The organism is Clostridium sp. AM49-4BH (assembly GCF_003478335.1).
Taxonomy (GTDB): Bacteria; Bacillota; Clostridia; order Lachnospirales; family Lachnospiraceae; genus Butyribacter.
This window is the reverse complement of the sequence record NZ_QUFB01000029.1, coordinates 1-24,215: the sequence shown is the minus strand read 5'-3', so window position 1 is coordinate 24,215 and position 24,215 is coordinate 1. Positions and strand designations below refer to the sequence as shown.

Genomic DNA, 24,215 nt, shown 5'->3' with positions numbered 1-24,215 from the left:
TATTTGTTATACCTCCAAAACTTTTTAATCAGCCCTTAACCGCTTTAATTCCATCTGTATCATGAAAGGAGTATCGTCAATGATTAATCCATTTCTCTTAAAAATAACCAGTTTCACCCTCATTATTTTAGATTCACTGATGTACCCCATTTCCTTTGCTACTCGAAATACCTCCGCTGAAGTCTCTTCACTGACTCCCTTTTTATGGTTCAAGGCATTAGAAATGGTAGCTGGCGAAAATCCAGTACGTCTGCTAATATCTTTTATACTCACTTTCATAACCAAAACCATTCCCTCTAGATTTTTTTATAAATTTTTATATACATAATAGCAATTTTTTTTCAGAAAAACAACATTTTATTTCCTTGAGTTTCCGCAGTTTTATCCACAGAACCTATAATCATCATTGCTTATTATAAAAAACTTTTTAAAATGCCAAAAATATAAGGAATCCTATTTCTTTTTGATGTAAAATTTAATCACCACAAAAAATCATACTAAACAAAAAAGAGGAGGATTCCCTGTGGTTAATTTTACATCAAAAACTTATCAAATGAAACGGGAGAGACCCGCAGGCTCTCCCCCGCCTGTAGGCTTCGCAAGTTTCTACAGAACGATCACTGAGCTTAGAAAAATCCTGCTTTTTCTTTGCCGTAGCCTTCCTGACAGCCCAGTCGAAATCTTCCCTGGTAACAAAATTCGGCAATCGAATAACAGAGATCCACTTAAAATCTTCCTTACGAGCATAATCAATTCCGGATACTCCATCCTGACACCAGAATCCCTCTAATGGTGGCACCACATAATCGAAATATCCGTCAATCTAATGGTCTTCCTTTTTACTCATTTTTATCGTAAATGCAATTCCGTACAGAATACGACAACTATCCATATCCAGTCTCACATTGACATGATGCTTCGTTTGGACAATAAACACACTGTCTCCACATGATAGCTGTGACCGAACATATCACACGGGCAGATTCGTTTCAGGACATACCCATTCTCTCCAAAATACTTCAAGTCTCTTGCCAGCGTTGCCGGATCGCAACTGACATACACAATGCGTTTGGGCTCCATCTGAATGACCGTTTGTAATAATTTTTCGTCACATCCCTTTCGCGGTGGATCGAGCACGACCACGTCACTGCGCAATGTCCCTCCGCTCTCACGATATTTTGCCGGTACGACCTCTTCTGCTGCCCCGGCAAAAACTCTACGTTGGATATCTCATTCAATGCTGCATTTTCACGTGCATTTTTTACAGCCTGTTCTACAATTTCAACACCATATACCTTGTCCGCTTTTTGGGACAAGAACAAGGAGATCGTTCCAATACCGCAGTACAGATCCCAAACCGTTTCATCCTCATGCAGATCAGCATACTCTAATGCCTTATCATAAAGTTTTTTCGTCTGAATAGGATTTACCTGATAAAACGACTGCGCAGAAATACGATAGCGTAAGCTGCCGATACAATCTTCTATATAATCCTGTCCATAAATCGCTTTCGTTTCCCGGCCGAGAATAACATTTGTATTTTTATCGTTGATATTTATGCAAATGCTGACAATCTGTGGATTCGCTTCTCGCAGTACTTCGATCAATTCTTCCTTATGCGGAAGTCTGGTTCCATTAATAACCAGACAAACCATGATCTGCCCGGTGCTTTTGCCGGAACGGATCAATATATGCCGCACAATTCCTTTCCCGGTCGTTTCATCATAAGCACGAATGCCATATTGCTTCATAAAATCAAGCACGGTGTCTATGATCAGTTGGCTTGCCGGATCAGCAATCGCACAATTGCGGCAGGAAATGATCTGATGCGTACGACCGGCATAAAAACCTGCGACCAAATTTCCCTCTTTATCATAACCAACCGGGTATTGCGATTTGTTGCGATAATAGTATGGGACATCCATTCCCATGATCGGTTCCATAACAACCTCATTTTTGTCTATATCAATCCCGCCGATGCGCCGGAGACAATTCGCCACTTTTTCCTGCTTCCACTGCAACTGCTTTTCATAGCTGCAGTGCTGCAACTGGCATCCACCGCACGGTCTTGCCACCGGACATTTCGGTTCCACGCGGAACGGTGACGGCTGTATAATTTCTAACAAACGCGCATATCCAAAATGCTTTCTCGTTTTCATTACCCGTACTCGGACAATATCTCCAACCAATGCGTCCTTGACAAAAAGGGCGTACCCATTTGCACGCCCAATTCCTTCACCTTCTGTTCCCATATCAATTATTTCCAGGGTCAGCTCGTCATTTTTGTGACAAACCGCCTCTGAAAATTCTTTTTTTGTTTTTTTGCCCATGCTACTATCTATTCCTTCCTCAGCCCATATCTTCTTAAGACCTTTCACAACTTTCTCTATTTGCGTTTCTGCAAATATCCTGAGCTCTGACGTACATTGGAATCTACAATTCGATTAAATCCAAGCCATTCCATCGTTGGATCCGCTTTATCAAATAATTCCGTCATTGTCTCCATGCGCGCATCAATGTTGTCCGCAAAATTAAGTGCCATCGCCTCTGCCAACGCCGGTTTTTTAGGAGATCCATATTCTAACTCACCATGGTGCGCCAAAATGCAATGACGAAGCTCCGTTGCCAATACTGGTGGAAATCCGGGAATCTGGCTGCTCCATTTGCCGATCAGCTCAGCACCCAAGAAAATGTGTCCCAAAAGCTGACCTTCATCTGTGTATTCATTCGTCGGAAAGTCAGACAATTCATATAACTTTCCAATATCATGAAACATCGCTGCAGTGATCAGAAGATCATGGTCTAAGATTTCATAATTCTGCGCAAAATACTCGCACATTTTTGTTACACCGAGCGTATGCTGTAACAGTCCGCCAATAAAACCGTGATGCACCGATTTGGCAGCAGAATGCTGCTGAAACTCCTTAACGATCTCTGTGTCATCCACGAACACCATCTCTGCAAGTCTATGTAAATGTGGCTCTTTAATCCCGTCAATATGCTGTTTCAGCTGCTCATACATCTGAGGAATGTCGTATTTCGATGCCGGAATATACTCTTTCGGATCATATTCTCCCTCCTGCGCTTGGCGAATACGATTAATGTTTACCTGTCTGCTCCCCTGAAAAGTCGTAACCATACCATCTACCATAATAAAATCCATGCTGTCAAAATCGTTGATCGCATTGGTGAGTTCCCAAACTTTTCCGTCAATAATCCCCGTTTTATCTTGCAAGAGCAAAGAATAATAAGTCTTACCAGCCTTTGTTTTTAATACCTGCTTGGATTTGCACAAATAAATGCCAAAAAACTTATTTCCCTCTTGATATTCTTTGATGTATGTCATATCTTTTTCATTTCCTTTCTGTCCTTGATCTTATCATATAGAGAAAATGTTAGCATATTTGACCGTCCGCGTCCAGTCCAAATCTGTCAAAAAGAGGCTGTATATGAACCATCTGCAATTCATATAACAACCCCTTTTTGCTTTTTTATTCGTCTTCGTAACGATCTCTCAATTTCTTTAGTGCCTTTTTTTCAATACGTGATACATAAGATCTGGAAATTTGATAAATTTCTGCAATCTCCCTCTGCGTTTTCTGCTCTTTTGCCTGTATGCCGTAACGCAGGCAAAGTATCTCTTTTTCTCGTGGTGTCAGGGTTTGTTCCATATATTGTTCCAACTTACCAATATGCTCTTTTCTCGTCAAACGGTCTGCAATATCCTCTTCCTCATATTCCAATACATCAAACAGATTGATTTCATTTCCTTCCTTATCCGAACCTATGGTATCAAACAAATATACATCACGCGCTGTCTTTTTTACGGAACGAAGATACATCAGTATTTCATTTTCTACACATCTCGCACAATACGTTGCAAGCCGAATCTTTTTGTCTTCCCTAAAACTGTCCACTCCCTTGATCAGCCCAATCGTTCCAATCGAAATAAGATCCTCCATTTCTACCCCTGACTGCTGGTACTTCTTGGCAATATAGGCAACCAAGCGCATATTCCGCTCAATCAATTGATTACGCGCCTGCCAGTCACCTTCCTTGCATTTTTTCAGGTACTCTTTTTCTTCTTTGGCGCTGGGAGGTTGTGGAAATGATTGCATTGTCGCACTTCCCCTTTCACGCTATCCATATATCTTATGCAGCGCACCAAAAGGAAGTGCCTTTCCACATTTTACAAAAATGCTATTTACTTAAACTTCGCACATCCAAAGCTACTGTCAGGTCACATATTACTTAATATGTAACAACACGATAATCTTGGATGTGCGAAGTTTGAGTTGTTTATTCAAAATAAATGTCGTTTGGATACAAAAATTTGTTCATTTTCTGCCAAAATTTGCGTTTTTTCTCCGGATCCGGCACTTCAACAATATACCGGTCATACGCATTAATGATCGTTGTATCTAAGTAGTTGCTGACACGCGGCTGGTTACGGTTATAGTTCATGTGAACATGTCCATGAAAAAAATACTCCGGTTTGTAATGTTTCATGATCCAACGAAAACACCGAAATCCTCTGTGCGGCTGATCTTCGGCATCTCCCAGATCCTTAGCCGGCGCATGTGTCACTAAAATATCTAACCCGCCCCGAATACGGATACGCCACTTTAAGCGAGCCAGTCGTTTATACATCTGCTTCTCGGTGTACTGGTATTTCTTCATGGAGTAGCACATCGAGCCACCAAGTCCCGCAATACGCAGCCCATTATGCACAAAGACACGGTCATCAATACATACACATCCATCCGGAGCTTTATAATCATATTTCACGTCATGATTACCATGTACATAAAGTACAGGAGCTGTCGTAAATGTTGCCAAAAAAGACAAATACTCCGCTTTCAGATCTCCGCAGGAAATGATCAGATCAATGCCATCAAGCTTTTCTTTTTCAAAATAGTCCCATAAATATTTTGATTCTACATCCGCTAATAACAATATCTTCATCCGTTCTCACCATGCCTTTCCTACAAAATCTTGCCTTCTCCCTCCGGAAGCGCCTGCTTCAATCCACGGAGACTGACAAGCTCTTTCGCATGGTCTATCAACTGATGGATCGTAGGAATATCACCTACAATACCATCGATCAGCCAATCCATCATCATTATATCTTCAGACTGCAGCGCTTCGTCTGCATTGCAGCGCTTATTATGATCTTTATCATATAATTCTCCGGAAAACATCCAGTAATTTCCCTCAGCGATCGCATTTTTCATAAAATCAACCAGTTTGCGCGTGCTGGTCGGAACACTGCTACCCAAAATAACATCCAGCACATTTGCGGACAATCCCCACCAGTAATTCAGCGCCTTTGGCTCCTTGGTCGTGTCTGTTTTCCAAGATCCGCGCATGATACTGTTGATCAATTCCTCATAAAAAGCACCCCACTGGTACACCGTAGTAGCTATATTTTTGGCACCATTCTCGGTCAAATGATACAATCCCAAGGCACGGTCCTCTTTCGTCGGCGAGATCATATTCTGCGAAGAAATATATGAAATGCCATGGCTTAAAAAGTACTCATCCGTATGCGCATCTTTCATCGTCGACCACTGCAAATGAATACGGGCGCGTGGGTTGATCGCGCGCGCTCCCAGCGTAAATGCATTGATTCCCGGAATCACACCGTAAATCGGATAATCCGCCAGATATCCAATGTCATCCTGCTCACTCATCGCTGCTGCCACCATCCCCAGCAAAAACTTGCCTTCATAAATACGAATACCATAGGTTCGAATGGATGCATGCGGTGAATTTAACGAGCAATTCAATATTTTTGTATTTGGATACAACGGTGCCACTTTGATGCAGGCACGAATAAACATTGGTGCGATTGCAAAAATAATATCATATCCCTCTTCGCAAAGCTCCGTAAATAACTCCTCATCTTCCTCATAAGGCTTGGCGATAAACTTCTCCGCCTCAATCTCCCCGTGAAATACATCCAGAATATGCTCGCGCCCTAATTCCTGTGCATAGATCCAATCCGATTTTGATGGTGGTACATCATAAACAAATGCCACCTTGTGCACTTTTTTGGACTGGATCTTCTTGATCATAGACGTTTCCGTCGTTGGTGTGATCAATAATTCTACCGGTTCCTCTACGGTCAGCGTTTTGATTTCCGGCCAGATCTTTTCCAAATCTTTTTTTATCTCACCGGTTAATTTCTCCATGGACTCATTGTACGGATACAGGGACAGATACAATAACAGCGCATCATCCTCTGTAATATCCTTTAACTCCAGTCCCCCCAATGCTTTGTATGCATTATAAAATGCCAAATGGAACGATGAAAAGTTCATGCGGTCATCATCCGTCCACTCTTCATTGTTCCCTCGTCCCACATATTCGCATAACTTCTGATATCCTCCGGTTTTGGTAAAGATGACATAACTAATCTTTGTTTTACGATAAAAATCCATATATTCATAATAGACTTGAATCTCCGGATCATCCGTTAAACGAGGCACCTTACGAATTACTTCCGCAGCGATAGTTGGAGAATCTACATATTTGAGTACACTGGTTCTCTTATTTCCTTCGATCACATAATATTTATTTAAAAATTCATAGGCCTTGATCGGAGTATGAATCCCCTCTTCAATCTGCGCATCATAGAGTGTTGACCACTTTGTAGCAAACTCGCTGCCGTAATCCAGCAAAGGCATAAAATTAGATGCAAATGCCTGCGTACGCCCTGCAGAGGATGTTCCCACCACTTGTTTTAATGGAATATTTACCGTCCCCAGAATTTCCTCTCTCTCAATCCGGACATGAGAAAGAATCTCATCCAATACCGGAAGATACGGATATGCACCTCTCACTGTTTTATTTTTATATGCTTTTAAAGCTAATTTTTGTGCCTTCAAATAATCGTCGTATGCCATAACTCCTCCAATCTATTGCCTATCAATACTCATTACCGCTCATTGTCACGTTGCATCGAACACAACATGCCCGGAACGGTTTCTACTATATTAGTATAGCAACCAATTGGGGCGAATGCAATCATTTAGGCGTCAATTTGCCATGCTCCATTTCATACACACGGTCACACAAAACTGCAATATCCTCCGATGAATGTGAGCAAACCATAATCGCCTTTCCCGCATCTTTTAATTGCAACAGATATTGCCGCATCTCCACAACCCCCTCCTTATCCAACCCATTAAAGGGCTCGTCAAGAACTAATACACTTGGATCTTCCATAATTGCCTGTGCTAACCCCAATCTTTGACGCATTCCTAAGGAATATTTTTTTACACTACGTTTCATATCCGGATCCAATCCTACCATCTGCATAACTTCACGAATCCTTGTCTTATCAATTCTATTTTGAATAGATGCTAACAACTGCAGATTTTTATAGCCTGAATAATTAGGAATAAACCCCGGCGTTTCAATAATGATTCCAGCATTCGGAATAAAATCTATATCTTTTCCAATCACTTGACCATCTACCTGTATTTCTCCAGAAGTCGGTTTCACAAAACCGCAGATACACTTCATCAACATCGTCTTACCGCTTCCATTTCTACCCACGACACCACAAATCTGCCCCTTTTGACAGGTGAAATCAACATTCTCTAATATCTTTGCTTTTTTTATCTGCAATGATACCTTTTGAACTTCTATCATGCTCTAGTCCTCCCTTACAATCTAATACATCAGCGCATTCCAACTTCGCATCTCCAAAATCATCACATCTTCACATATTGCTTATTATGTCAAAGATTACTATGTATTTTGCAGCTACAACATGACGATTTCTGCTGGCAGAGAACTATAGTAATTGCCTTGCCGCATTTACGTTTTAGGTGATTTCTAAATTTTGTTGTCTCTGATGATTGATTTACATGCCCTTCGGAGAACTCGAAATCCCGGAAGCAAGGTAATCATCATTTTTGAAAGGGACTTTGCGCTCGTCGTTACTTATGTCTCGTATTTCAGAGACATTAAGTAACGTGACGTAGCGCATCGTAGCGAAAGCGTCCCGTCCAAAAATGGATGATACCTTGCTAGACCGGGATATCTCAGACAATCCCTCGGACATGTATTCATCAGAGACTTAACAAAATAAGAAATCACACAAAAACTCTGCGTTCTGCGGCAATTATCTTAGTTCGCTGCCGGCAGAACAAGTTAGTTTGCCGGCTGCAAAATATCATATTTTTTACTGACATAATAAGCAATATGTGACCCGACAGCATCTTTTGATGTGCGAAGTTTAAATCAGTGTACTAATAAAACATCTTTTTCTTCAACTGCTTTATAGATAATCCAACCATTATTATTTCCAACAACACCAAATATGCATAGGAATACCCAAGCGATACAGAAAACTCTGTATAAACATACCTATTATGAAGTGCGAGCACGGCGTGACAAAACGGAGATAACCACATAGCCCCTATGCGATAATTATTAAAAATAAGTACAAATAAAATCGAAATCACATTCAACAGAATTGCCACTAATTTTTTATTCATAATCGAAAAATAGAGCGTCACCGTTCCCATTAACACCATGCAAAGCAAAAGTAATACTACACCATGAATTACCGCTTGGTAAGGGGAATAATACTTAAAAACCTGTTGGTCAATAAATCGATTATTATCAGACAGCAATTTTTCATAACTGCTCTTATAATAGATGGTAAAATTACTCCATATATTTCCTATATAACTATACTTTGCAGCACAAACCATGCAGCCAGCCATAAGTAACAAGATATATGCCAAAGAATACAAGGTAATCTGCAAAAGTTCTCCAAAAAACCACCCTTTTTTACCGGCACGGTATATCAATAACAACTGATCACTATCCAACCTTGGAATCGTAGTGAGGATCAACACATAGCCCACCAAAAAAATAACCAGATAATACCAGTGGTTTAAGCACATAATAAATGTTTCAAATATTCCAAGCGGCTGTCCAACTTGTTTTGCATGATCAACCATCACTCTGACACCGTTATCCAAAATAAAACCAATGATCAACAACAAAATAATATTCTTTTTATCTGCAAATGATTCTTGCAAACCGGGTCGAAGTATCAATAAAACTTTTTTCATCGTAGCCCTCCGTTTCTATGATCTTTTGTTTTCCTTAGCGTTCCGTAATATCAAACTGCCTTTGCGACACATAAACCATCAACCAATAATTAAACGCTATGATAATCACCGCAATAAGCAAAGCCAGCCATGTTCTATTTTGATAAAACCCCTCTACCGAGGAACCTGCATAATGCAAAAAACATGGATTGATCAAATCTGCCACTCTGCCTGCGAGAATTTTTCTATCTCTAAGATATTTGGTGCATAATTCTCCATATATTCTACACTGCAGATAAATTACTGCAATCGTGCTGCCTAATACCAAATATTTATCCTGTAGCAATACTCCCATCAAAAAACAGAAAGAACTATTTATCACGGAATACAGACAAAAGAATAATATTCCTTTCATCAGTTGCATATAAATCAGAGTCATCGAAATCTTTTGTGCACTATCAGCTCCCTCTATCATCTTACCGGAAAACGTAAAGTATATAACTGAAAACGATTCATCAGACACTGGAATATAATCATATCCCACCAAAAGTGTAGCATAAAATAATACGATCGCCGTGATAGAAACGCCTACTGCAGTAATCGCATTTGCAATGATTTTAGCAGTATAATATTCCTTAAAACTACATCTTGTAATTATCATCCTCTTATTTTTCGTTGAAATTTCCTCTAAGTAATTAATCACACTTGGGAAACCACAAATTACAGGCATCACAACCGGCAAATATGCATTATCCTGCCACATATTGTTCATAGGGGTCAAATAGGATGAACTAAACCCTTTGGTCCAATTTCCATGAAATTTGTTCCAAATTGCCTGAAGGATTGTTGTTGATGTTTCATCTCCTAATACCTGTCCACTGTCCCCAAGCATAAACATAATATAAAGAAGTGCAACTGCAATCAAAAAATATCTGCTTTTTATGCTCTTTTTGATCTCTAACCTTATCATAGGATCAGTACCCCCCTGTTTCCTCATAATAATATAATGTCCCATCCAGTGCATCAACAATAACGCTAGCGCCATGTATATCATCTGTGCTTGTATTAAATGCAGATCCTGAAGCTCCTGTCATAAACACCCATACCGGACGCAAACAAGTCGTATCGTCTACGCACTGATACACCCCCTGAACATTATCCTTTGCCTCATGGTTCTTTTGTACAAGCAGATATACCAATCCACAATTTTGAAACGACATACCTCCAATATGAGCAATCTCTTTCTTAATTTTACGTACCGCCCAAAGTGGCGAGATGATTTTTTTATGCGCTTTCGTGCTTGCAATATCAAAGCATTCGAAACCTGTATTAACATAATCTAATGTCTTCTTATGACACATAGTCGCCATAATGTGATTTCCGCAATGCGTATATGGATAACTTTTTCCATCAGCTAATAAAAAATCGGAGCTTGTATCCACTACCATTCCATTATATAGCCGTCCGATCACCATGCTGTAGCTATAATACTCTTGATCAGGTACTTTCATGACATACAAATGTTGTACTTTATAAGTAAACTTTTCCTTCTCAAACGACCGCATATGTTTATTAAAGAGACCTTCTGTATATGTAACTGCATCTAATACCGAAAGTTCACCGTCTTGTAGAGCATATTTGTCCTGCTTTGATGCGACCTCTCCCCATTCAAAATTATATTTTTTCACACAGTTATCAATTGATGGCTCAGGTTCATCTCCCAATGAATTTCCACAGAAAAATCCCATAGAACTATAAGAATATGTTTTTCCGGTTTTCTTATCACTTTTTTCCTTCCCATAATAATTTGGAATATTGTCGTTTGGAAAATCCTGTTCTTGAATTTTCTCCCAATCCACAGTATCATAATCACTCCATAACGATTGGATCACTTTTTTTAGATCATTATCATTTTGGGTATACCAAGGGGTGAGTTTTATCTCCGAGATCTCTTGCACGTCTGGAAACATAATCATTTTAGGAAATTGCAGCCCATCCATATTAATCCCCTGCAACTTCAAAGTCTGTCGCTTTGCTTCTTGTACAGGCACTAACTTGTCCGAAGATAAATCAACTTTATCCGTTGTATCTTTGTCTCGCTTCGGCGCTTTTTGACAGCCTGTAATGCATAATGTAAGAATTAATAATATACAATATAGTAAATAATTTTTGTGAAATACTCTCATAATCTTTATTATCCTTTCACCTGTGCTTTAATTGTAAAAGCAGTGTAATTTGTTACAGTCCCTCTAAATTTTATTTTCTGTTTTGCAAGTGGTATAGCATTTTTATATTTCATTGCCTTTCCATTTGAAGTCCCTGTAAATGAAACTGATGTAGTCGGAAACGAATTTGTCACCGATTTCACAGTTAAAACTGCATTGATATTCTAAACAAGCTCACCCTCATGGCATCTGTCTTTATTTTACATACTCTGAGGAATATATCTATAACTATTGCAGAATTCAAAAATAAAATGCAGAATTTAAAAGTCACAATAATAATTTATCCTCTGTGCTATATATCGTAATATTTCGCATACTCCTCTTGTACCTTATTATATTTACTTTGTGAAACACTGAGTTCTTTTTGAATGCTAATTTCATCCGTCAATCTCGCCGAATATCGCTGAATACTCTCGACATATCTCATGTTGACAAGAAAACTTTTATGAATGCGACAAAATCCATACATGCACAATATTTCTTCAGTTCTATCTAATTTCTGATACATAGAGTATGTTTTCGATACATTTTTGATGTGAAATATCACTCTATGTAAACAACTCTCAATATATACTATATCGCTAGGATATATCTTCTTATTACCTTCCACAAAAGCAAATTGTAATTTTGAAGTTTTCTCAATAAATCTCTGCATAAAATCGTCCATACATCTAACTATCCGCTTATCCCACATAGCATCACCTTTTATGATATTCTGCATTGCGTTTATTTTAGTTTCATCAACATGCACTCCCTGACATGCTGTCACGAAAATAATGCGGTAAGCATCTCCGATAATCATTAAATCCACCTCAGATGCAGGAGATTCTATGCAGTATTGATAACCATGTACCCGCATATATTGATCTACAAGCTTTTTCTCCTTCCTTAAATAATTTTCATCAATATCACATACTGCAACTTTCACCATTTCTATACCCCCCTCGTATTATTCGACAAATGATTTGAGCCCTGCCAAAATATTCCCTTTTATATATTAGACTATTTAGAAGCCCCAAAGGTTCATTTTATTTGAATAATTTAAAATGATTTTAAAAAAAGCAAAAACACTTTACTGTCTCATCGCCACTAATGATACTTTTATTCTTTGACAGTATAACACTTTAGAATAATCAATTCAACTGTTTCAATAATATATAACGAATCGCACGGCAAAATCCTGACAAAAAAATTTATTTTTTTAACATCATTATCCCTCACTTCTTTTGTCCTCAAATCTTACATGATATTCCCATTACATTATGATCCAGTTCCAGATTGTCTTCACCCAATAACTCAAATCCGTTGTAGCATTCACATATAAGAGTTCTTGATATAATTTTGTTATTGCATTCATATCTATCGCATATCCGTTTGTTGCATCAACATCCTGAAATGCACTTTTCTCGTACTTTTTCACCCCTCCATGACATCGCCATTCGGAAATAGCACTCTGATAAAAGCTTCCGCAATCCAAATAGTTTACCCCACCTTTCACATAAAAACTACCGACATCAGCGCAAGCAAAGGCCGAGATTCCAATTCTTTCAAGACTCCCCTTCACTTCAATCGCCCCAAACTCACTATTACGATAAAAGGCACCATCCGCAATCTCCGTCACACAGGATGGAATTGTCAATTGAGAATCTGCATTGTCATTTTTGAGTGCTTGGCAAAGAATGTGACCATCCCTCGTATATAAAATTTCGTTTTGCAACTGATATGACGTATTCTCCTTATCAATCTGGATCAATCTGATCGGTGCATAATACAAAAACAGCGTATCCGGATCTCCTTCTTCGCCATAATTGATCTTTCCGCGAAATGCTTTGCCAATGTAAAATGTTTTCAACTGCTCACAATTTCTAAATGTCTCCGGTGCAATATATTGTAAGTTTGACGGCATACGAAAACTCGTAATTCCTGTCCCTGCAAAAGTTCCATATCTCTTCAAATAGCCATCGAATTGTCCCTCATCATGATCTAACGCAAAATAGTCCACGCCATTCACATAGCGATCATATGGGTCTTCATTCTCCGAATCATAATAATGTATCACTCGCACATCAGACTTGTTGTAATAATCTGAAATTCGCTCCAGATGATTAAGTGTCTCCAAATTCACATCCTTAAGTAAAATACAATCAAAGAAACTTCCCTCTCCTAATTTGTGTAAGTTCTTCGGTAAGACAATTTTTTTCAAATAATAATTTCCCTTAAATGATAGTGGTGCTGTCTGACGAACAGTATCAGGAACAACGAAGGTTCGACCTTCCTTTCCCATCGGATAACAGATAAGTGTTGTCATTTTCTTATTATATAAAACACCATTTTGCGATCTGTACTTTGAGTTGTTAAAAGAGACTCGAATACTTGTAAGATAAATCTGTGCCCCAAATGCCCCTTCTTCAATTTTTGTCACACTTGCCGGAATATAGATTTCCCTTACCTGTATATCACCAAACATGTTGGCTGTAATCGTGGTGAATCCTTCCGGTAATTCCACATATAATTTTTCAGTTGCATCACCCAGACCTCTCCACACATCAAAACCCCAGCCGGGCTCATAATCATCCGATATTCCTCTTTCTTCTTCGGACGCATATTGAAGAACCGAAGAATCTTTGATTGCTGTAATCCCCTGTCGTATCACTAATTTTTTCACCTGAAAGTATCTGTTTTTACGGCTAAGTTGTTCATCTACACGAATGGTTTGCGACACAACTCCCCGTCCATAAAGTTCCAGCTTCTTCGACTTGCTGTCATAGCGGTATTTTGTCTCACCACCACAGCTTCCAGAGACTACTTTTGCCTGTACACTTTGTGCAAAAAACAATCCCCCTGCTACCAGCCAAAATGCGATCATTAATGTAATAATATAACCTGCTCTTTTCATAATCCCCCTCCTTGCAATCACTATTTTAACTGTACTTGATAAATCGCTACTTTGTAATCTGAAACTTTGCTCTCCCTTTTATCTACTGCTACATATAGACCTGTGCTTGTAACCGATATGCCTTATATTTTAATGTATCACCTTGTATACTGTCTGTCAAATAATCTGCATCCAATGATAGCCGCACCGCCGCAAATAAGAAACAAAATAACAAATCCCATATATTTTGAAGATTTTTGTCTATAGGGTAATGCATTCCCGGAAGTATCGGGATCTGCATTCAACAACAATTGTTCATCAAACATGGTGTTCATAAGACTCATAAATTCTTTTGTTGTATATACTTTTCCATTAACAAGTCCCTTTTTCCCAGCTTTAGCATTAAACACATCCGGTGCATCTGCAAAAGGTATCATATAACTTTCTTTTGCACATTTTACATATATCATATTTAAATAATACAAATCATTTCTTAACAAACGAATATCTTTTATCGTATTCTTTGCGCTGATTACTTTAGCAACCACCGACGCAACTTTGTCTTTATCTAAAACGGTTTGACCAATCCCCTCATCGTCTGACTCTGACATCCATTGATATTTGCCGTTCACTTTCTGCAACATTGTAATTCCTGCACGCCCTGATTTCGTTGTGTAGGGAACATACCATTCGTAAGTATCACCAAATAGTTTGTCGATATTTTTCCCCTTTTTCTTATATGCTGTAATCATCAGATCATCTACTAACTGTACCCGAAACGCTTTACTGTAATCGTACTGTTCTTTTCCCAAAGCACTTTCTTGTTCTTCAACCGTCTCTCCTTCTGTATCATTTTTCTGATACGATTTTGAGTGATTCGTAAGTTCTTTTTTTATTTGTTGTAACTCCTGTTTTTGTTCCTTTTCCTGCTTTGTCAATATATGCACTGTCTTTTGTTGCAAGTTGCTGTCCGCTTTTACTCCTGCAGCTGCCACCAAAAGAATACACATGGAAAATATTGCTGTCATTGTAACTTTTATATTTTTACTCATAATAATCCCCTTTTCTGTACGCAAATCCTTCATATATTGACCACCACGAATGCCACGGATCTCTCCGTTGCCATCAACTCTTGCATTATAATACGTTATTACCACCAAACAATAAAAAACCGCCTGTTAGAGAAATTTAGTTCTTTTGCTCCATTTTAGAAATTATAGGAAACGAGAAGTTTTATTAATTTATTGCCTTTAACCATGTGCCTACTTTATAGGATTTGATTCCTTTTTCACATGTCCACTTAATAGGGTACATTATAGTTCTTATACCTTACAGTTTCAATTTAGATATTACACGCTTAACCTCTTCTTCATTCAACTCTACAATGTCCGCAATAGATGCAATACTTTCACCACGTTCATGTAGCTTTTGAATCGTTCTTTCTCGGCCTTCCGCACGACCTTCTTCTCGCCCTTCTTCCTTTCCCTCTAGGTAGCGCTGACGGTATTCATATTCTAATGTCATATAATCCAACCTCCATCTCTCATTTTGGCGGGCCGAACGCACTGCTTCTTCCAACTCCTCTGTAAATTTGTCCGACGCACCTTTTCCATCAATATAATCCAAAATCCGTTTCATTTCGGGACTCACATCGTCCATTGTTCCCTTTGTACTTAAGATTATCTTAACTGCGTCATCATCTAATGTCAATGCTGTATTTTCCTGACATGTATTACAAAATGTGTAAATATGCCGACCTTCTCCGAATGGATCAAATGTGCAGATGAAGATTACGTAACTTTTCTTTAATGTCGTATAATCCTGACCTTTATCCAATATATTAAGATCTATCATCCCTGGTAATAACGCATCCTCTTCGGCAGGTTTGCGCCATCGGATGTCTGCATTTCTAGATTGAATACTGTGTTCTGATCATCCTCCACATATACATCCAGCCGAATCCCTTTCGCCTGTAGGGACAGATCAATGGTTTTCTGTGTTTGAGGATATACGATCTTTCGTATCTTTACACCTAAGATCGTCTCCAAAAGCGGTTTCACAAATTTAGGATTGCTCATGATCCGACTAAACATAAAGTCGTCTCGTAGTTCCAGTTCCTCATATTTCTTCATTTTCATTGCCATATAGTAATCTCCTCTTCCCTAAAATATGCTGTGTTTATCATTTCGTATGTGGCATTATATCATTTTCAGTTAAAAATTACTATTGGCACATTTCATATTTTTGTACGTCAAAATTGTACACATCTCACAATATTTGTTCGTTTTTATTTACTATATTTTGATCAATCAGTTCAAAAAAAGCAAAGCCAGCGCTTTGCTTTGCAAGAATTGCTAAAGCAATTCTTGGTGATGTCACGCTACACAACAGCAGTTTCCTATTAATTAAAAAAGAGTTTGTTATATTGTCTTTCCAGCGACATATAACAAACTCTCTTTCATTAACCTATAAGTTTTCCATCACGTAATCCAAAATCTCTAGTAATCGCTCCACCAACCTTTTACGCTTCTGCTGATTACTAATCGCTTGGCTAACTCCTTACGCCTCTGCTGATTTCTTAGCAGTGAAGAGCTTCTTCAAGCAGCTAAATGCCACTAATACACCAAGTACCATCAACAGGATCGCTACGATCAACTGCAAACCATCTACTAAGAATGTAGCCTGACCAGCAGATACATTCTGTACTAATGCGATAAACTTCTGAACCAATGCCGTAAATGTTACTGCTAGCATAGCAAACATTGGGATATACAAAGTCCATCCTGTACGACCTGTTGTTTTTAAGAATACTGCAAGTGCGATCAATACCAAGGCAGCAAGCAACTGGTTTGCTGAACCAAAGAGTGGCCATACATTGTTGTATCCACCAAGTGTTAATAAGTAACCAAAGAACAATGTAATTACTGTTGCAAAATATTTATTTGTAAGTACACGCTGTACCGGTGTCATCTTCTCCGGATCTGTCGTATCTCCTAAGAATAATTCTTGGAAAGACATTCTACCGATTCGAGCAACGGAATCCAATGAAGTCAATGCCAATGCAGATACACACATTGTCATAAATACTGTTGCGATCTGTACCGGAATACCAAATTTTTCTAAGAATCCTGCGACACCTGCTGAGAAGATAGCAAATGGTGTACCTTCTGGTTTTGTTCCATTAACAGCTACTGCACCAACGACAACCAAAGCAACAACACCGAGTAATGATTCTACTACCATGGCGCCATAACCGATCATCGGCATATCTTTTTCATTACTTACTGTCTTAGAAGATGTTTCTGAGGATACCAAACTATGGAATCCGGATACCGCTCCACAGGCAATCGTAACAAACAAAGTTGGGAATAAATAGCTCTTTGCCGGTCCCTGTCCTACAACAAAGCCGTTATACGCATTTAATTTCATGGCAGGATGTGCTACAACAACACCAACAACAGCACCAATGATCATACCTAACAGCATAAATGTTGTCATATAATCTCTAGGCTGCATCAAAAGCCACATCGGCATGATGGAAGCTAAGAACAAGTATGCCATGATGATGTAGATCCAAGTGGATTTAGTTGCATACATTGGAAGTTTCATACCAATCGCAAACATTGCTACGAGCATTGCAATTGCTACCACTGCTCTTGACCACTCCGGCATATCTCCTACTTTTTTCTGAAGCAGACCAAAAAGAACTGCCACTAAGATGAAAAGCATTGAAATAGATGCTGCAGAAGAATGTGCATAAGCAGATGCCTGTGTAAGGTCTTTTGCTCCCTTTCCTACGAAAGTACCGGCGACCATATCCGTAAAGGCGGCAATGACTAACAAAGTAAACAGCCAGCAAAACAGCATAAACAACTTTCTTCCTGCTTTACCTATGTATTTCTCGATGATCATACCCATCGATTTACCTTCATTCTTAACAGATGCATACAAAGCACCGAAATCCTGTACTGCGCCGAAAAAGAGACCGCCGACGATCAGCCACAAGAGCACCGGAACCCATCCGAATACAGATGCTAAGATTGGTCCCGTTACAGGGCCGGCACCTGCGATAGATGAAAACTGATGCGAAAATACAGTAAACTTTGAAGATGGGACAAAGTCCTGACCATCCTCAAACTTTTTAGCGGGTGTCTGTGCATTCTCATCAATTCCCCATTTGCGTGCAAGCCATCTTCCGTACAGCAGATAACCGGCACCTAATGCAACAATGCTGATTAAAACAATAACTAATCCATTCATTTCTTTCCTCCATTTCTAAAGCGTAAAACAAAGTATTACAGATCCATGACGCTTTCACATGGATTTGACGATGTGACCCATAAAGTAAAAAAGCTTCGTCTTCATATAAAGATCTCTATGTATCTTTACACAAAGACGAAAGCTTATATACTTCCGCGGTACCACTTCATTTGTCACATCAAAATGACCTCTTACTCTTATCACGATATGTGTCCCATAAATTGACCACATATTTTCAATAAGCTTCTCTATAACGGGAGAACCCGGTGACACTTACCGTATCTGACTAAGCCAGAAATTTCAGTGCACATCTCGCAGAGGATAGCTTTCCGTTCGGTATACTGTCTCGCACCAACCGACAGCTCTCTGCAATACGAGGGATCCGAAAAACCTTGTTCTGTTCAACGATTTTGTTTTTGTTGAAACAAAGATTAGCACTTTAAAATCGATTTGTCAACACTTAAAATTAATTTTTTTCACATATAGCATTAATTTTATTCACTTACCATTTGAAACGTCTGTTGTTCATAGTGGATCACCCTATTCTGCGCTTACCGGTGCTTCCACTGTCGCAGATGCCGCACTCTCCCCTGTACTTGTCGTTGTCGCTGCTGCAGTAGTAGAGTACGTTATCATTCCCGTCTGCTCATCTGCAAACATCAGATCAGAAGTGGCATTAATCGTTCCAAATCCTTCGTTTTTCAATAAACGTATCATTTTCTGCAAATATTCCATGTCGGCACTCATTAAATTCTGTCCCTCGTGCCTTCGATGTGAATATTTTTCCTGCTCCCTGCGCGTTTTCATCTGCTTTTTCAGAAGTTGTAATTCCTGCAGTGCATCTTCTTTTTCATCTGCCTTTTTGCGACGTCGCACTATCTTCTGTCCGGTTTCGTTTTGCTTCCGATGCACTGTTCCTTTATCATCACTTTCCATCTGCGATTCACGCCGTATATTCTGCACTTTTTTGCGGGCAACGCGTACCATCTTTTTGGCATGGTTTATGGCAATCTGCAATTCGTCGTCATTATATTGACCGGAAGCAGATTTGCGTCGCAATGCGGATAGCGCAGAATTGGCAGAGGTAAGCGCATTGCTCGCCTGATTCACGTTTTTGGCTCGTGCAATCGCTGCTGACACTTTGCGAAAGCTATAATTAACCGGCTGCTTTGTTGTTTTTGTATTTGTAGACTTACTGTTTTGACGGCTCTCTTTCAAGCGTTCTAACAATTGCATGGAATACTCAATCGCACTTTGATTATAATCTTCCATCGCATTCCATCCCTCTTCTGAAATTTCCACACTTGCCGCCTGTTTCTCTGTCGATGTCCTCTTTGCCGTAGCAGACATCTGTCCCGCATCTTGTGCATAACCCATCTCCGCAGCACTCTGCGTCATCGTATCAGATGCTGCGACTGCTTCTGACGATTCACCATCTGTACTCTGCGCACCTACAGAATGCACTGCCACCTGTGTCCTTGTTGGAACTCCGTTTCCAAAACTAACTTGATTCATTGCACTCCCTCCTTGATCTGCAATCTAATCAGCACTACAAATCAGAACTGATGATTCACTATATTGGTTATATCGGCTCAATGTGGCAATTAGCATAGTGCAAGAGGCCGGAGTAGATTCCCCAGCCTCTCATCTTGCTTATAAAGATATGATACAGTGCCCTGCAGCGTTTCTCTTCTCTTATTCGTAACGCAGTGCTTCGATCGGATCCAGCTTTGCTGCTTTCCCTGCCGGATAATAGCCGAAGAAAATGCCGATCACCATCGAAAATACTACAGATATGATCATTGCGGCTACCGGCGCTGTGGCAGAATATCCTAAAATAGCTGCCGCTGCCGCACCGAGTATCAGACCGACGACAATTCCCAAGATTCCTCCAACCAAGCACAAGAGCACAGATTCAATGATAAACTGCAATCGAATGGAGCTGTTTTTGGCCCCCAATGCTTTTCGTGTGCCGATTTCTCTGGTTCGCTCCGTAACCGAGACGAGCATGATGTTCATAACGCCGATTCCTCCAACTAACAATGAAATTCCGGCAATAAATGCAATTGCGATCGATACTGTCTGCACCATTTCTGTCATCGACTCCGTCATTGATTCCATCGTCGAAGTCGACACTTCGTAGTCTTCATTTGCCGCATAATATGGCTTAAAATAATGTTCGATCTGCTCTGCAAAAGCAGACACACTATCCACTTTGGTCGATGTAACCACTGTAAACTGCGAATATCCTTCATCCGCATGTGTCTGTTCCTTTGCCGTCGTTAGCGGAATGTACGCCGCCGTTGTCACATCCTCATCCGAAGATTCACTGACATCGCTGCCACTCTCATATTTATACACACCGACAATATAATATTTTTCATAACTGCCATCAAGATTTAGGCTTATGCTCTGTGCCAGTGCTGCAGAATTATCTCCATCAAACAGATTTTCCACTACTTTATCGGTGACCATGATCACCTTTTTCTTACCGGTCAGATCTTTTTTCTTAATCTTGCGGCCAGCTAATAATGTAATTTTACTGCTGGCAAAATATTGCTCATTTATTCCTGTAATAGTGATGTTCGCAGATTCACTCTCCCGCTCTGCTGTGCCACTTCCAACCGATTCACTTAGTGCAATCGCATCAATTTGATCGGAATACTGCTTCTGCAAACCTTCGATCATTTCATCCGTAATACGATCGTCCTCTTCCAGATCCGCACTTTTGCCAGAAGTGCCAAATCGCATTCCATTCGCAGAAACCTGCTCCTGTTCACTGGACTGCTTTACGCCAACAGTAATATTATTGGCTCCCATTTCCTGAAAAGAATCCGCAATGGATGTCGTCAACGAGGAACTGACTGTCATGATCGCTATAACGGAACCAATACCAATAATGATTCCAAGCATTGTTAAAAGTGCACGCATTTTACCGGCTCGAAGTGAACCTACCGCCATTCGTATGTTTTCTATGATCAGCATATCGCACCTCGCTTCCCGGTATCTGCCTTCCTTTCACCTTGTTCCCGGATATCATTCACGTCCCTGTCATTCGTTATCTCACCATTACTCCCGGTATCATCCACGATCCTGCCATCCCGCAGTGTAATGATTCTCTCCGTTTCTTCTGCCAATTCTCTAGAATGTGTAATCAAGACAATCGTTTTCCCCTGCTCGCGGTGTAATTTGTGAAATAAATCCATGATATGATGACCCGTTTCCGAATCTAAGGCTCCGGTCGGTTCATCCGCCAGGATCAATGTCGGATTGTTTGCCATAGCACGTGCTATGGCCGTTCTCTGTTTTTGTCCGCCGGATAATTCATCCGGTTTGTGATACATACGATCCTGCATTCCAACAAGCGCTAATAACTCTTTCGCTCTCTGTGTCCTTTCCCCATGCGGCACCCCCGCATAAAGCATCGGAAGTTCTACATTGGCAAGTGCAGATGTCCGTGGGATCAGATTATACGTTTGAAATACAAACCCAATCTTTTGATTACGGATCTCAGACAACTGTTTATCTTTCAAATTACCAACACATTCGCCATCAAGCAGGTATTGACCACCTGTCGGCTGATCCAAAGCACCAATAATATTCATTAATGTCGATTTGCCGGAACCGGACTCTCCGACAATAGATACGAACTGTCCTTCCTGTACCTGCAGATCAATACCATGTAATATTTCAAGTTCATTTGGTTTACCAATATAAAAACGTTTTACGATTCCCTGCAGATCAATAATGGCTGGACTTGCTGTCAACTGCTGCTTTGCTTTCTTTGTTATCTCCATAGCTAATCCTCCATTCTATTTGGATGGTGCCTGACCGCCTCCCGGTCCACCCATTCCGCCGGATCCACCCTTGGATCCATTCATGCCACCACGGTCGCCTTTGTTCCCTGTACTGCCGTCAGGTGTGCCTCCCATTCCGCCGAAACCACCAAAGGTGCTATTCTGCTTATTAGAATCCGAAGAGGAATCTGTTTTATCTGTTGGAATAACTACTTGCAATCCTTCCTGCAGATCATCGCCCTGCACTTCAATATAATAATCTGTCTCCATTCCGGTTGTTACGGTCACTTTTGAGGTAGAATCCCCATCTTTGACCAAAATATAACTTTCTCCATTTTCCCTGTGTACCGCATCGTATGGTACTGCGTAAACATCCGACGCTTCTTTTTTGACAATACTGCATTTAGCTGTCATTCCAAGCTTAATACGGTCGTCACTTGATGTCACCTTGATTTTTACTTCGTATCCGTCACTAGAACTGGCAGTTGTACCTGATGACTGACCCTGTGCTTCTGTTGACGTACTGCCACTGCTATCTGTAGATGGTGCCACAAATGTCACTTTACCCTCCAGCTCGTCATTATCTGTCGCATCCGTCAAAATAACTACTCGCTGCCCCACCTTAACATCGCTGATATCATACTCATCTACACTTGTCGTAATAACAAAGGATTGTGTATCCTGAATCTGTAATAAAGTTCCTCCCGAATACGTATCGCCTTCCTCTACAGAAAGTGAGGTTACTGTACCGGATACGGGTGCTGTAACAGCACAATTGTCCAAATTCTCTTTTGCTTCCTTTACCTGCTTCTGTGCTTCTTTGATCTGCTTGGTTCGATTTGTCTCAGCCTGTTCTACTGCAGTCTTGGCAGAATCCACAGAAGACTGATTTTGACGATTACCGGAGGTCTGGTTGCTGACAGCCTGTTCATATTTTTCCTGCGCCTGCGTCAACTGCTCCTGCGCCTGTGACAATTCCTGTTGTAACGCTGTTTTGCGTGCAGCATCTTTTGCTGCCTTAATTTTATCTTTTAACGAACGTATTGTCTTTTTGATTGTTTGCAGGGATGCCTTCGTTTTCTTTACTTCCGCTGCACTTGATGTCTTACTGTCTGAATAAGTTGTCTGTGCGTTACTGAGCTGTTTCTTTGCATTTGTCACCTCAGCATTCGCACTGGTTGTCGTGTCGGATAAGTTGTCTTTTGCATCTGCATAAGCATCTTCCAGATCGCTTTGATCAAATTTAACGAGAGAATCTCCCTTTTGTACTGTATCTCCTACTGCCACAAGAACTTTTTTAACTGTTAGATTGGTTGCTGTCGACGTTACACTCTTGTTCGTTGCGCTCTCAAAAGTTCCGGTTGCGCTGATAGACTCTACCAAATCCTGCTTTGAGAGTTGAACTGTCGATTGCTGTCCAGATCCTGCATTTACAGTGTCTTTGCTTCCTTTCGCTTTCACAAAAAGTGCGATTCCAACGGCTGCTGCCACGATCACAATTCCCCCTGCAATCCACCTCTTTTTGATTCGTTTTGCTGTAATTTTCATAGTAACCTCCAGTCTACAAATGATGTCGTCTCAAATTTCATTCGCTAATTTTAAGACTTCATCAACTTGCTTAAGTTATGTTGTAACCTAAAAATTTGATGTTTGGTTGGAAATTACTTTATTAAAAAATCATGAAAATTACGTGTGCAATCATTGAAGAAGATGTGAAACATCTCGACAGCCGTTTCTTAAATCTTGGCTGTCAACATTTCACTTATGCAATAATATTAAGAGATTTCCTTGATAAAATTTAAAAAACGATCACTTTCTTTCCAATCCTGGCCGCATATTGACCAATAGGCAACTGCATATCACGAACAACAGCAGTTCCACAAATAACGCAGCCGCCATCGAATATCCACCCTTTGAAACTAAATTGCTTCGCGCTGCCATCAGCCAGTTTCCCGGCAGCAAATTACTCCATTTAACCGGCAAT

At 40.1% G+C, this 24,215-nt stretch carries 21 protein-coding genes, 1 pseudogene and 1 other annotated feature; all 22 genes and pseudogenes read right to left on the bottom strand.

Annotated elements, in window-relative coordinates; translation table 11 throughout:
• Window positions 1-24: 24 nt before the first annotated feature.
• Window positions 25-279 carry a helix-turn-helix domain-containing protein gene (locus DW981_RS09275; protein WP_022024177.1) on the bottom strand — a complete coding sequence of 85 codons (255 nt, stop codon included), beginning with the start codon at window positions 277-279 and terminating at the stop codon, window positions 25-27.
• 343 nt (window positions 280-622) lie between these two features.
• Window positions 623-823 (bottom strand): annotated as a pseudogene (locus DW981_RS09270) (transcriptional regulator); the annotation flags it as partial.
• Between the two features lie 77 nt (window positions 824-900).
• The gene (locus tag DW981_RS16185) at window positions 901-1,086 is read right to left on the bottom strand and encodes a hypothetical protein (RefSeq protein WP_347474553.1); all 186 of its coding nucleotides are present in this window, start codon (window positions 1,084-1,086) and stop codon (window positions 901-903) included.
• Window positions 1,020-2,330: a 23S rRNA (uracil(1939)-C(5))-methyltransferase RlmD gene (rlmD, locus tag DW981_RS09265; protein ID WP_347474552.1), complete on the bottom strand. Its 1,311-nt coding sequence runs from the start codon at window positions 2,328-2,330 to the stop codon at window positions 1,020-1,022. Before rlmD ends, DW981_RS16185 begins: the two co-directional genes overlap by 67 nt.
• Window positions 2,331-2,386: 56 nt before the next feature.
• Window positions 2,387-3,346, bottom strand: a complete 960-nt coding sequence (locus tag DW981_RS09260; RefSeq protein ID WP_118507518.1) for an HD domain-containing protein — start codon at window positions 3,344-3,346, stop codon at window positions 2,387-2,389.
• 145 nt (window positions 3,347-3,491) lie between these two features.
• Window positions 3,492-4,118 carry an RNA polymerase sporulation sigma factor SigK gene (gene sigK / locus DW981_RS09255; RefSeq protein WP_022024416.1) on the bottom strand — a complete coding sequence of 209 codons (627 nt, stop codon included), beginning with the start codon at window positions 4,116-4,118 and terminating at the stop codon, window positions 3,492-3,494.
• 181 nt (window positions 4,119-4,299) lie between these two features.
• Window positions 4,300-4,965 (bottom strand): metallophosphoesterase, encoded by a 666-nt coding sequence (locus tag DW981_RS09250; RefSeq protein ID WP_118507517.1) that lies wholly within the window; start codon window positions 4,963-4,965, stop codon window positions 4,300-4,302.
• A gap of 20 nt (window positions 4,966-4,985) precedes the next feature.
• Window positions 4,986-6,908, bottom strand: coding sequence for a BMP family ABC transporter substrate-binding protein (locus tag DW981_RS09245; protein ID WP_022024308.1), 1,923 nt, complete (start codon window positions 6,906-6,908; stop codon window positions 4,986-4,988).
• Between the two features lie 121 nt (window positions 6,909-7,029).
• Window positions 7,030-7,659 carry an ABC transporter ATP-binding protein gene (locus tag DW981_RS09240; protein ID WP_022024309.1) on the bottom strand — a complete coding sequence of 210 codons (630 nt, stop codon included), beginning with the start codon at window positions 7,657-7,659 and terminating at the stop codon, window positions 7,030-7,032.
• A 602-nt stretch (window positions 7,660-8,261) separates the two neighbouring features.
• Window positions 8,262-9,095, bottom strand: coding sequence for a hypothetical protein (locus DW981_RS09235; protein WP_118507516.1), 834 nt, complete (start codon window positions 9,093-9,095; stop codon window positions 8,262-8,264).
• Window positions 9,096-9,129: 34 nt separating this feature from the next.
• Window positions 9,130-10,044, bottom strand: coding sequence for a hypothetical protein (locus tag DW981_RS09230; protein ID WP_118507515.1), 915 nt, complete (start codon window positions 10,042-10,044; stop codon window positions 9,130-9,132).
• Window positions 10,045-10,048: 4 nt separating this feature from the next.
• A complete protein-coding gene (locus tag DW981_RS09225; RefSeq protein WP_118507514.1) occupies window positions 10,049-11,260 on the bottom strand; it encodes a hypothetical protein in 1,212 nt (403 codons plus the stop codon).
• Window positions 11,261-11,591: 331 nt separating this feature from the next.
• Window positions 11,592-12,227, bottom strand: a complete 636-nt coding sequence (locus DW981_RS09220; RefSeq protein WP_182434211.1) for a LytTR family DNA-binding domain-containing protein — start codon at window positions 12,225-12,227, stop codon at window positions 11,592-11,594.
• A 327-nt stretch (window positions 12,228-12,554) separates the two neighbouring features.
• Entirely contained in the window at window positions 12,555-14,195 is a 1,641-nt protein-coding gene (locus tag DW981_RS09215; protein ID WP_118507512.1) for a leucine-rich repeat protein, read from the bottom strand.
• Between the two features lie 137 nt (window positions 14,196-14,332).
• Complete coding sequence (locus DW981_RS09210; RefSeq protein ID WP_118507511.1) at window positions 14,333-15,334, bottom strand: hypothetical protein; 1,002 nt, start codon at window positions 15,332-15,334, stop codon at window positions 14,333-14,335.
• A 169-nt stretch (window positions 15,335-15,503) separates the two neighbouring features.
• Window positions 15,504-16,028 carry an Rpn family recombination-promoting nuclease/putative transposase gene (locus tag DW981_RS09205; RefSeq protein ID WP_118507510.1) on the bottom strand — a complete coding sequence of 175 codons (525 nt, stop codon included), beginning with the start codon at window positions 16,026-16,028 and terminating at the stop codon, window positions 15,504-15,506.
• Window positions 16,025-16,318 carry a PD-(D/E)XK nuclease family transposase gene (locus tag DW981_RS09200; RefSeq protein ID WP_118507509.1) on the bottom strand — a complete coding sequence of 98 codons (294 nt, stop codon included), beginning with the start codon at window positions 16,316-16,318 and terminating at the stop codon, window positions 16,025-16,027. Before DW981_RS09200 ends, DW981_RS09205 begins: the two co-directional genes overlap by 4 nt.
• A 415-nt stretch (window positions 16,319-16,733) precedes the next feature.
• Window positions 16,734-18,434, bottom strand: coding sequence for a carbon starvation CstA family protein (locus DW981_RS09195; RefSeq protein ID WP_118507508.1), 1,701 nt, complete (start codon window positions 18,432-18,434; stop codon window positions 16,734-16,736).
• A 128-nt stretch (window positions 18,435-18,562) separates the two neighbouring features.
• Window positions 18,563-18,848: a binding site (T-box leader), on the bottom strand.
• 126 nt (window positions 18,849-18,974) lie between these two features.
• Window positions 18,975-19,949 carry a hypothetical protein gene (locus tag DW981_RS09190; RefSeq protein ID WP_118507507.1) on the bottom strand — a complete coding sequence of 325 codons (975 nt, stop codon included), beginning with the start codon at window positions 19,947-19,949 and terminating at the stop codon, window positions 18,975-18,977.
• A 180-nt stretch (window positions 19,950-20,129) separates the two neighbouring features.
• Complete coding sequence (locus DW981_RS09185) at window positions 20,130-21,419, bottom strand: ABC transporter permease (RefSeq protein WP_118507506.1); 1,290 nt, start codon at window positions 21,417-21,419, stop codon at window positions 20,130-20,132.
• Window positions 21,413-22,231 carry an ABC transporter ATP-binding protein gene (locus DW981_RS09180; RefSeq protein WP_118507505.1) on the bottom strand — a complete coding sequence of 273 codons (819 nt, stop codon included), beginning with the start codon at window positions 22,229-22,231 and terminating at the stop codon, window positions 21,413-21,415. Before DW981_RS09180 ends, DW981_RS09185 begins: the two co-directional genes overlap by 7 nt.
• A gap of 15 nt (window positions 22,232-22,246) precedes the next feature.
• A complete protein-coding gene (locus DW981_RS09175) occupies window positions 22,247-23,779 on the bottom strand; it encodes an efflux RND transporter periplasmic adaptor subunit (protein ID WP_118507504.1) in 1,533 nt (510 codons plus the stop codon).
• Window positions 23,780-24,215: the final 436 nt, after the last annotated feature.

What these genes read in the sequence shown, in the direction of transcription:
- DW981_RS09225 (WP_118507514.1), bottom strand. Translation starts at nt 11,260, where the DNA reads ATGAGAGTATTTCACAAAAATTATTTACTATATTGTATATTATTAATT.
- DW981_RS09190 (WP_118507507.1), bottom strand. Translation starts at nt 19,949, where the DNA reads ATGAATCAAGTTAGTTTTGGAAACGGAGTTCCAACAAGGACACAGGTG.
- DW981_RS09215 (WP_118507512.1), bottom strand. Translation starts at nt 14,195, where the DNA reads ATGAAAAGAGCAGGTTATATTATTACATTAATGATCGCATTTTGGCTG.
- DW981_RS09250 (WP_118507517.1), bottom strand. Translation starts at nt 4,965, where the DNA reads ATGAAGATATTGTTATTAGCGGATGTAGAATCAAAATATTTATGGGAC.
- DW981_RS09205 (WP_118507510.1), bottom strand. Translation starts at nt 16,028, where the DNA reads ATGATAGATCTTAATATATTGGATAAAGGTCAGGATTATACGACATTA.
- DW981_RS09175 (WP_118507504.1), bottom strand. Translation starts at nt 23,779, where the DNA reads ATGAAAATTACAGCAAAACGAATCAAAAAGAGGTGGATTGCAGGGGGA.
- DW981_RS09200 (WP_118507509.1), bottom strand. Translation starts at nt 16,318, where the DNA reads ATGGCAATGAAAATGAAGAAATATGAGGAACTGGAACTACGAGACGAC.
- rlmD (WP_347474552.1), bottom strand. Translation starts at nt 2,330, where the DNA reads ATGGGCAAAAAAACAAAAAAAGAATTTTCAGAGGCGGTTTGTCACAAA.
- sigK (WP_022024416.1), bottom strand. Translation starts at nt 4,118, where the DNA reads ATGCAATCATTTCCACAACCTCCCAGCGCCAAAGAAGAAAAAGAGTAC.
- DW981_RS09260 (WP_118507518.1), bottom strand. Translation starts at nt 3,346, where the DNA reads ATGACATACATCAAAGAATATCAAGAGGGAAATAAGTTTTTTGGCATT.
- DW981_RS09180 (WP_118507505.1), bottom strand. Translation starts at nt 22,231, where the DNA reads ATGGAGATAACAAAGAAAGCAAAGCAGCAGTTGACAGCAAGTCCAGCC.
- DW981_RS09195 (WP_118507508.1), bottom strand. Translation starts at nt 18,434, where the DNA reads ATGAATGGATTAGTTATTGTTTTAATCAGCATTGTTGCATTAGGTGCC.
- DW981_RS09275 (WP_022024177.1), bottom strand. Translation starts at nt 279, where the DNA reads ATGAAAGTGAGTATAAAAGATATTAGCAGACGTACTGGATTTTCGCCA.
- DW981_RS09230 (WP_118507515.1), bottom strand. Translation starts at nt 10,044, where the DNA reads ATGATAAGGTTAGAGATCAAAAAGAGCATAAAAAGCAGATATTTTTTG.
- DW981_RS09185 (WP_118507506.1), bottom strand. Translation starts at nt 21,419, where the DNA reads ATGCTGATCATAGAAAACATACGAATGGCGGTAGGTTCACTTCGAGCC.
- DW981_RS09245 (WP_022024308.1), bottom strand. Translation starts at nt 6,908, where the DNA reads ATGGCATACGACGATTATTTGAAGGCACAAAAATTAGCTTTAAAAGCA.
- DW981_RS09235 (WP_118507516.1), bottom strand. Translation starts at nt 9,095, where the DNA reads ATGAAAAAAGTTTTATTGATACTTCGACCCGGTTTGCAAGAATCATTT.
- DW981_RS09240 (WP_022024309.1), bottom strand. Translation starts at nt 7,659, where the DNA reads ATGATAGAAGTTCAAAAGGTATCATTGCAGATAAAAAAAGCAAAGATA.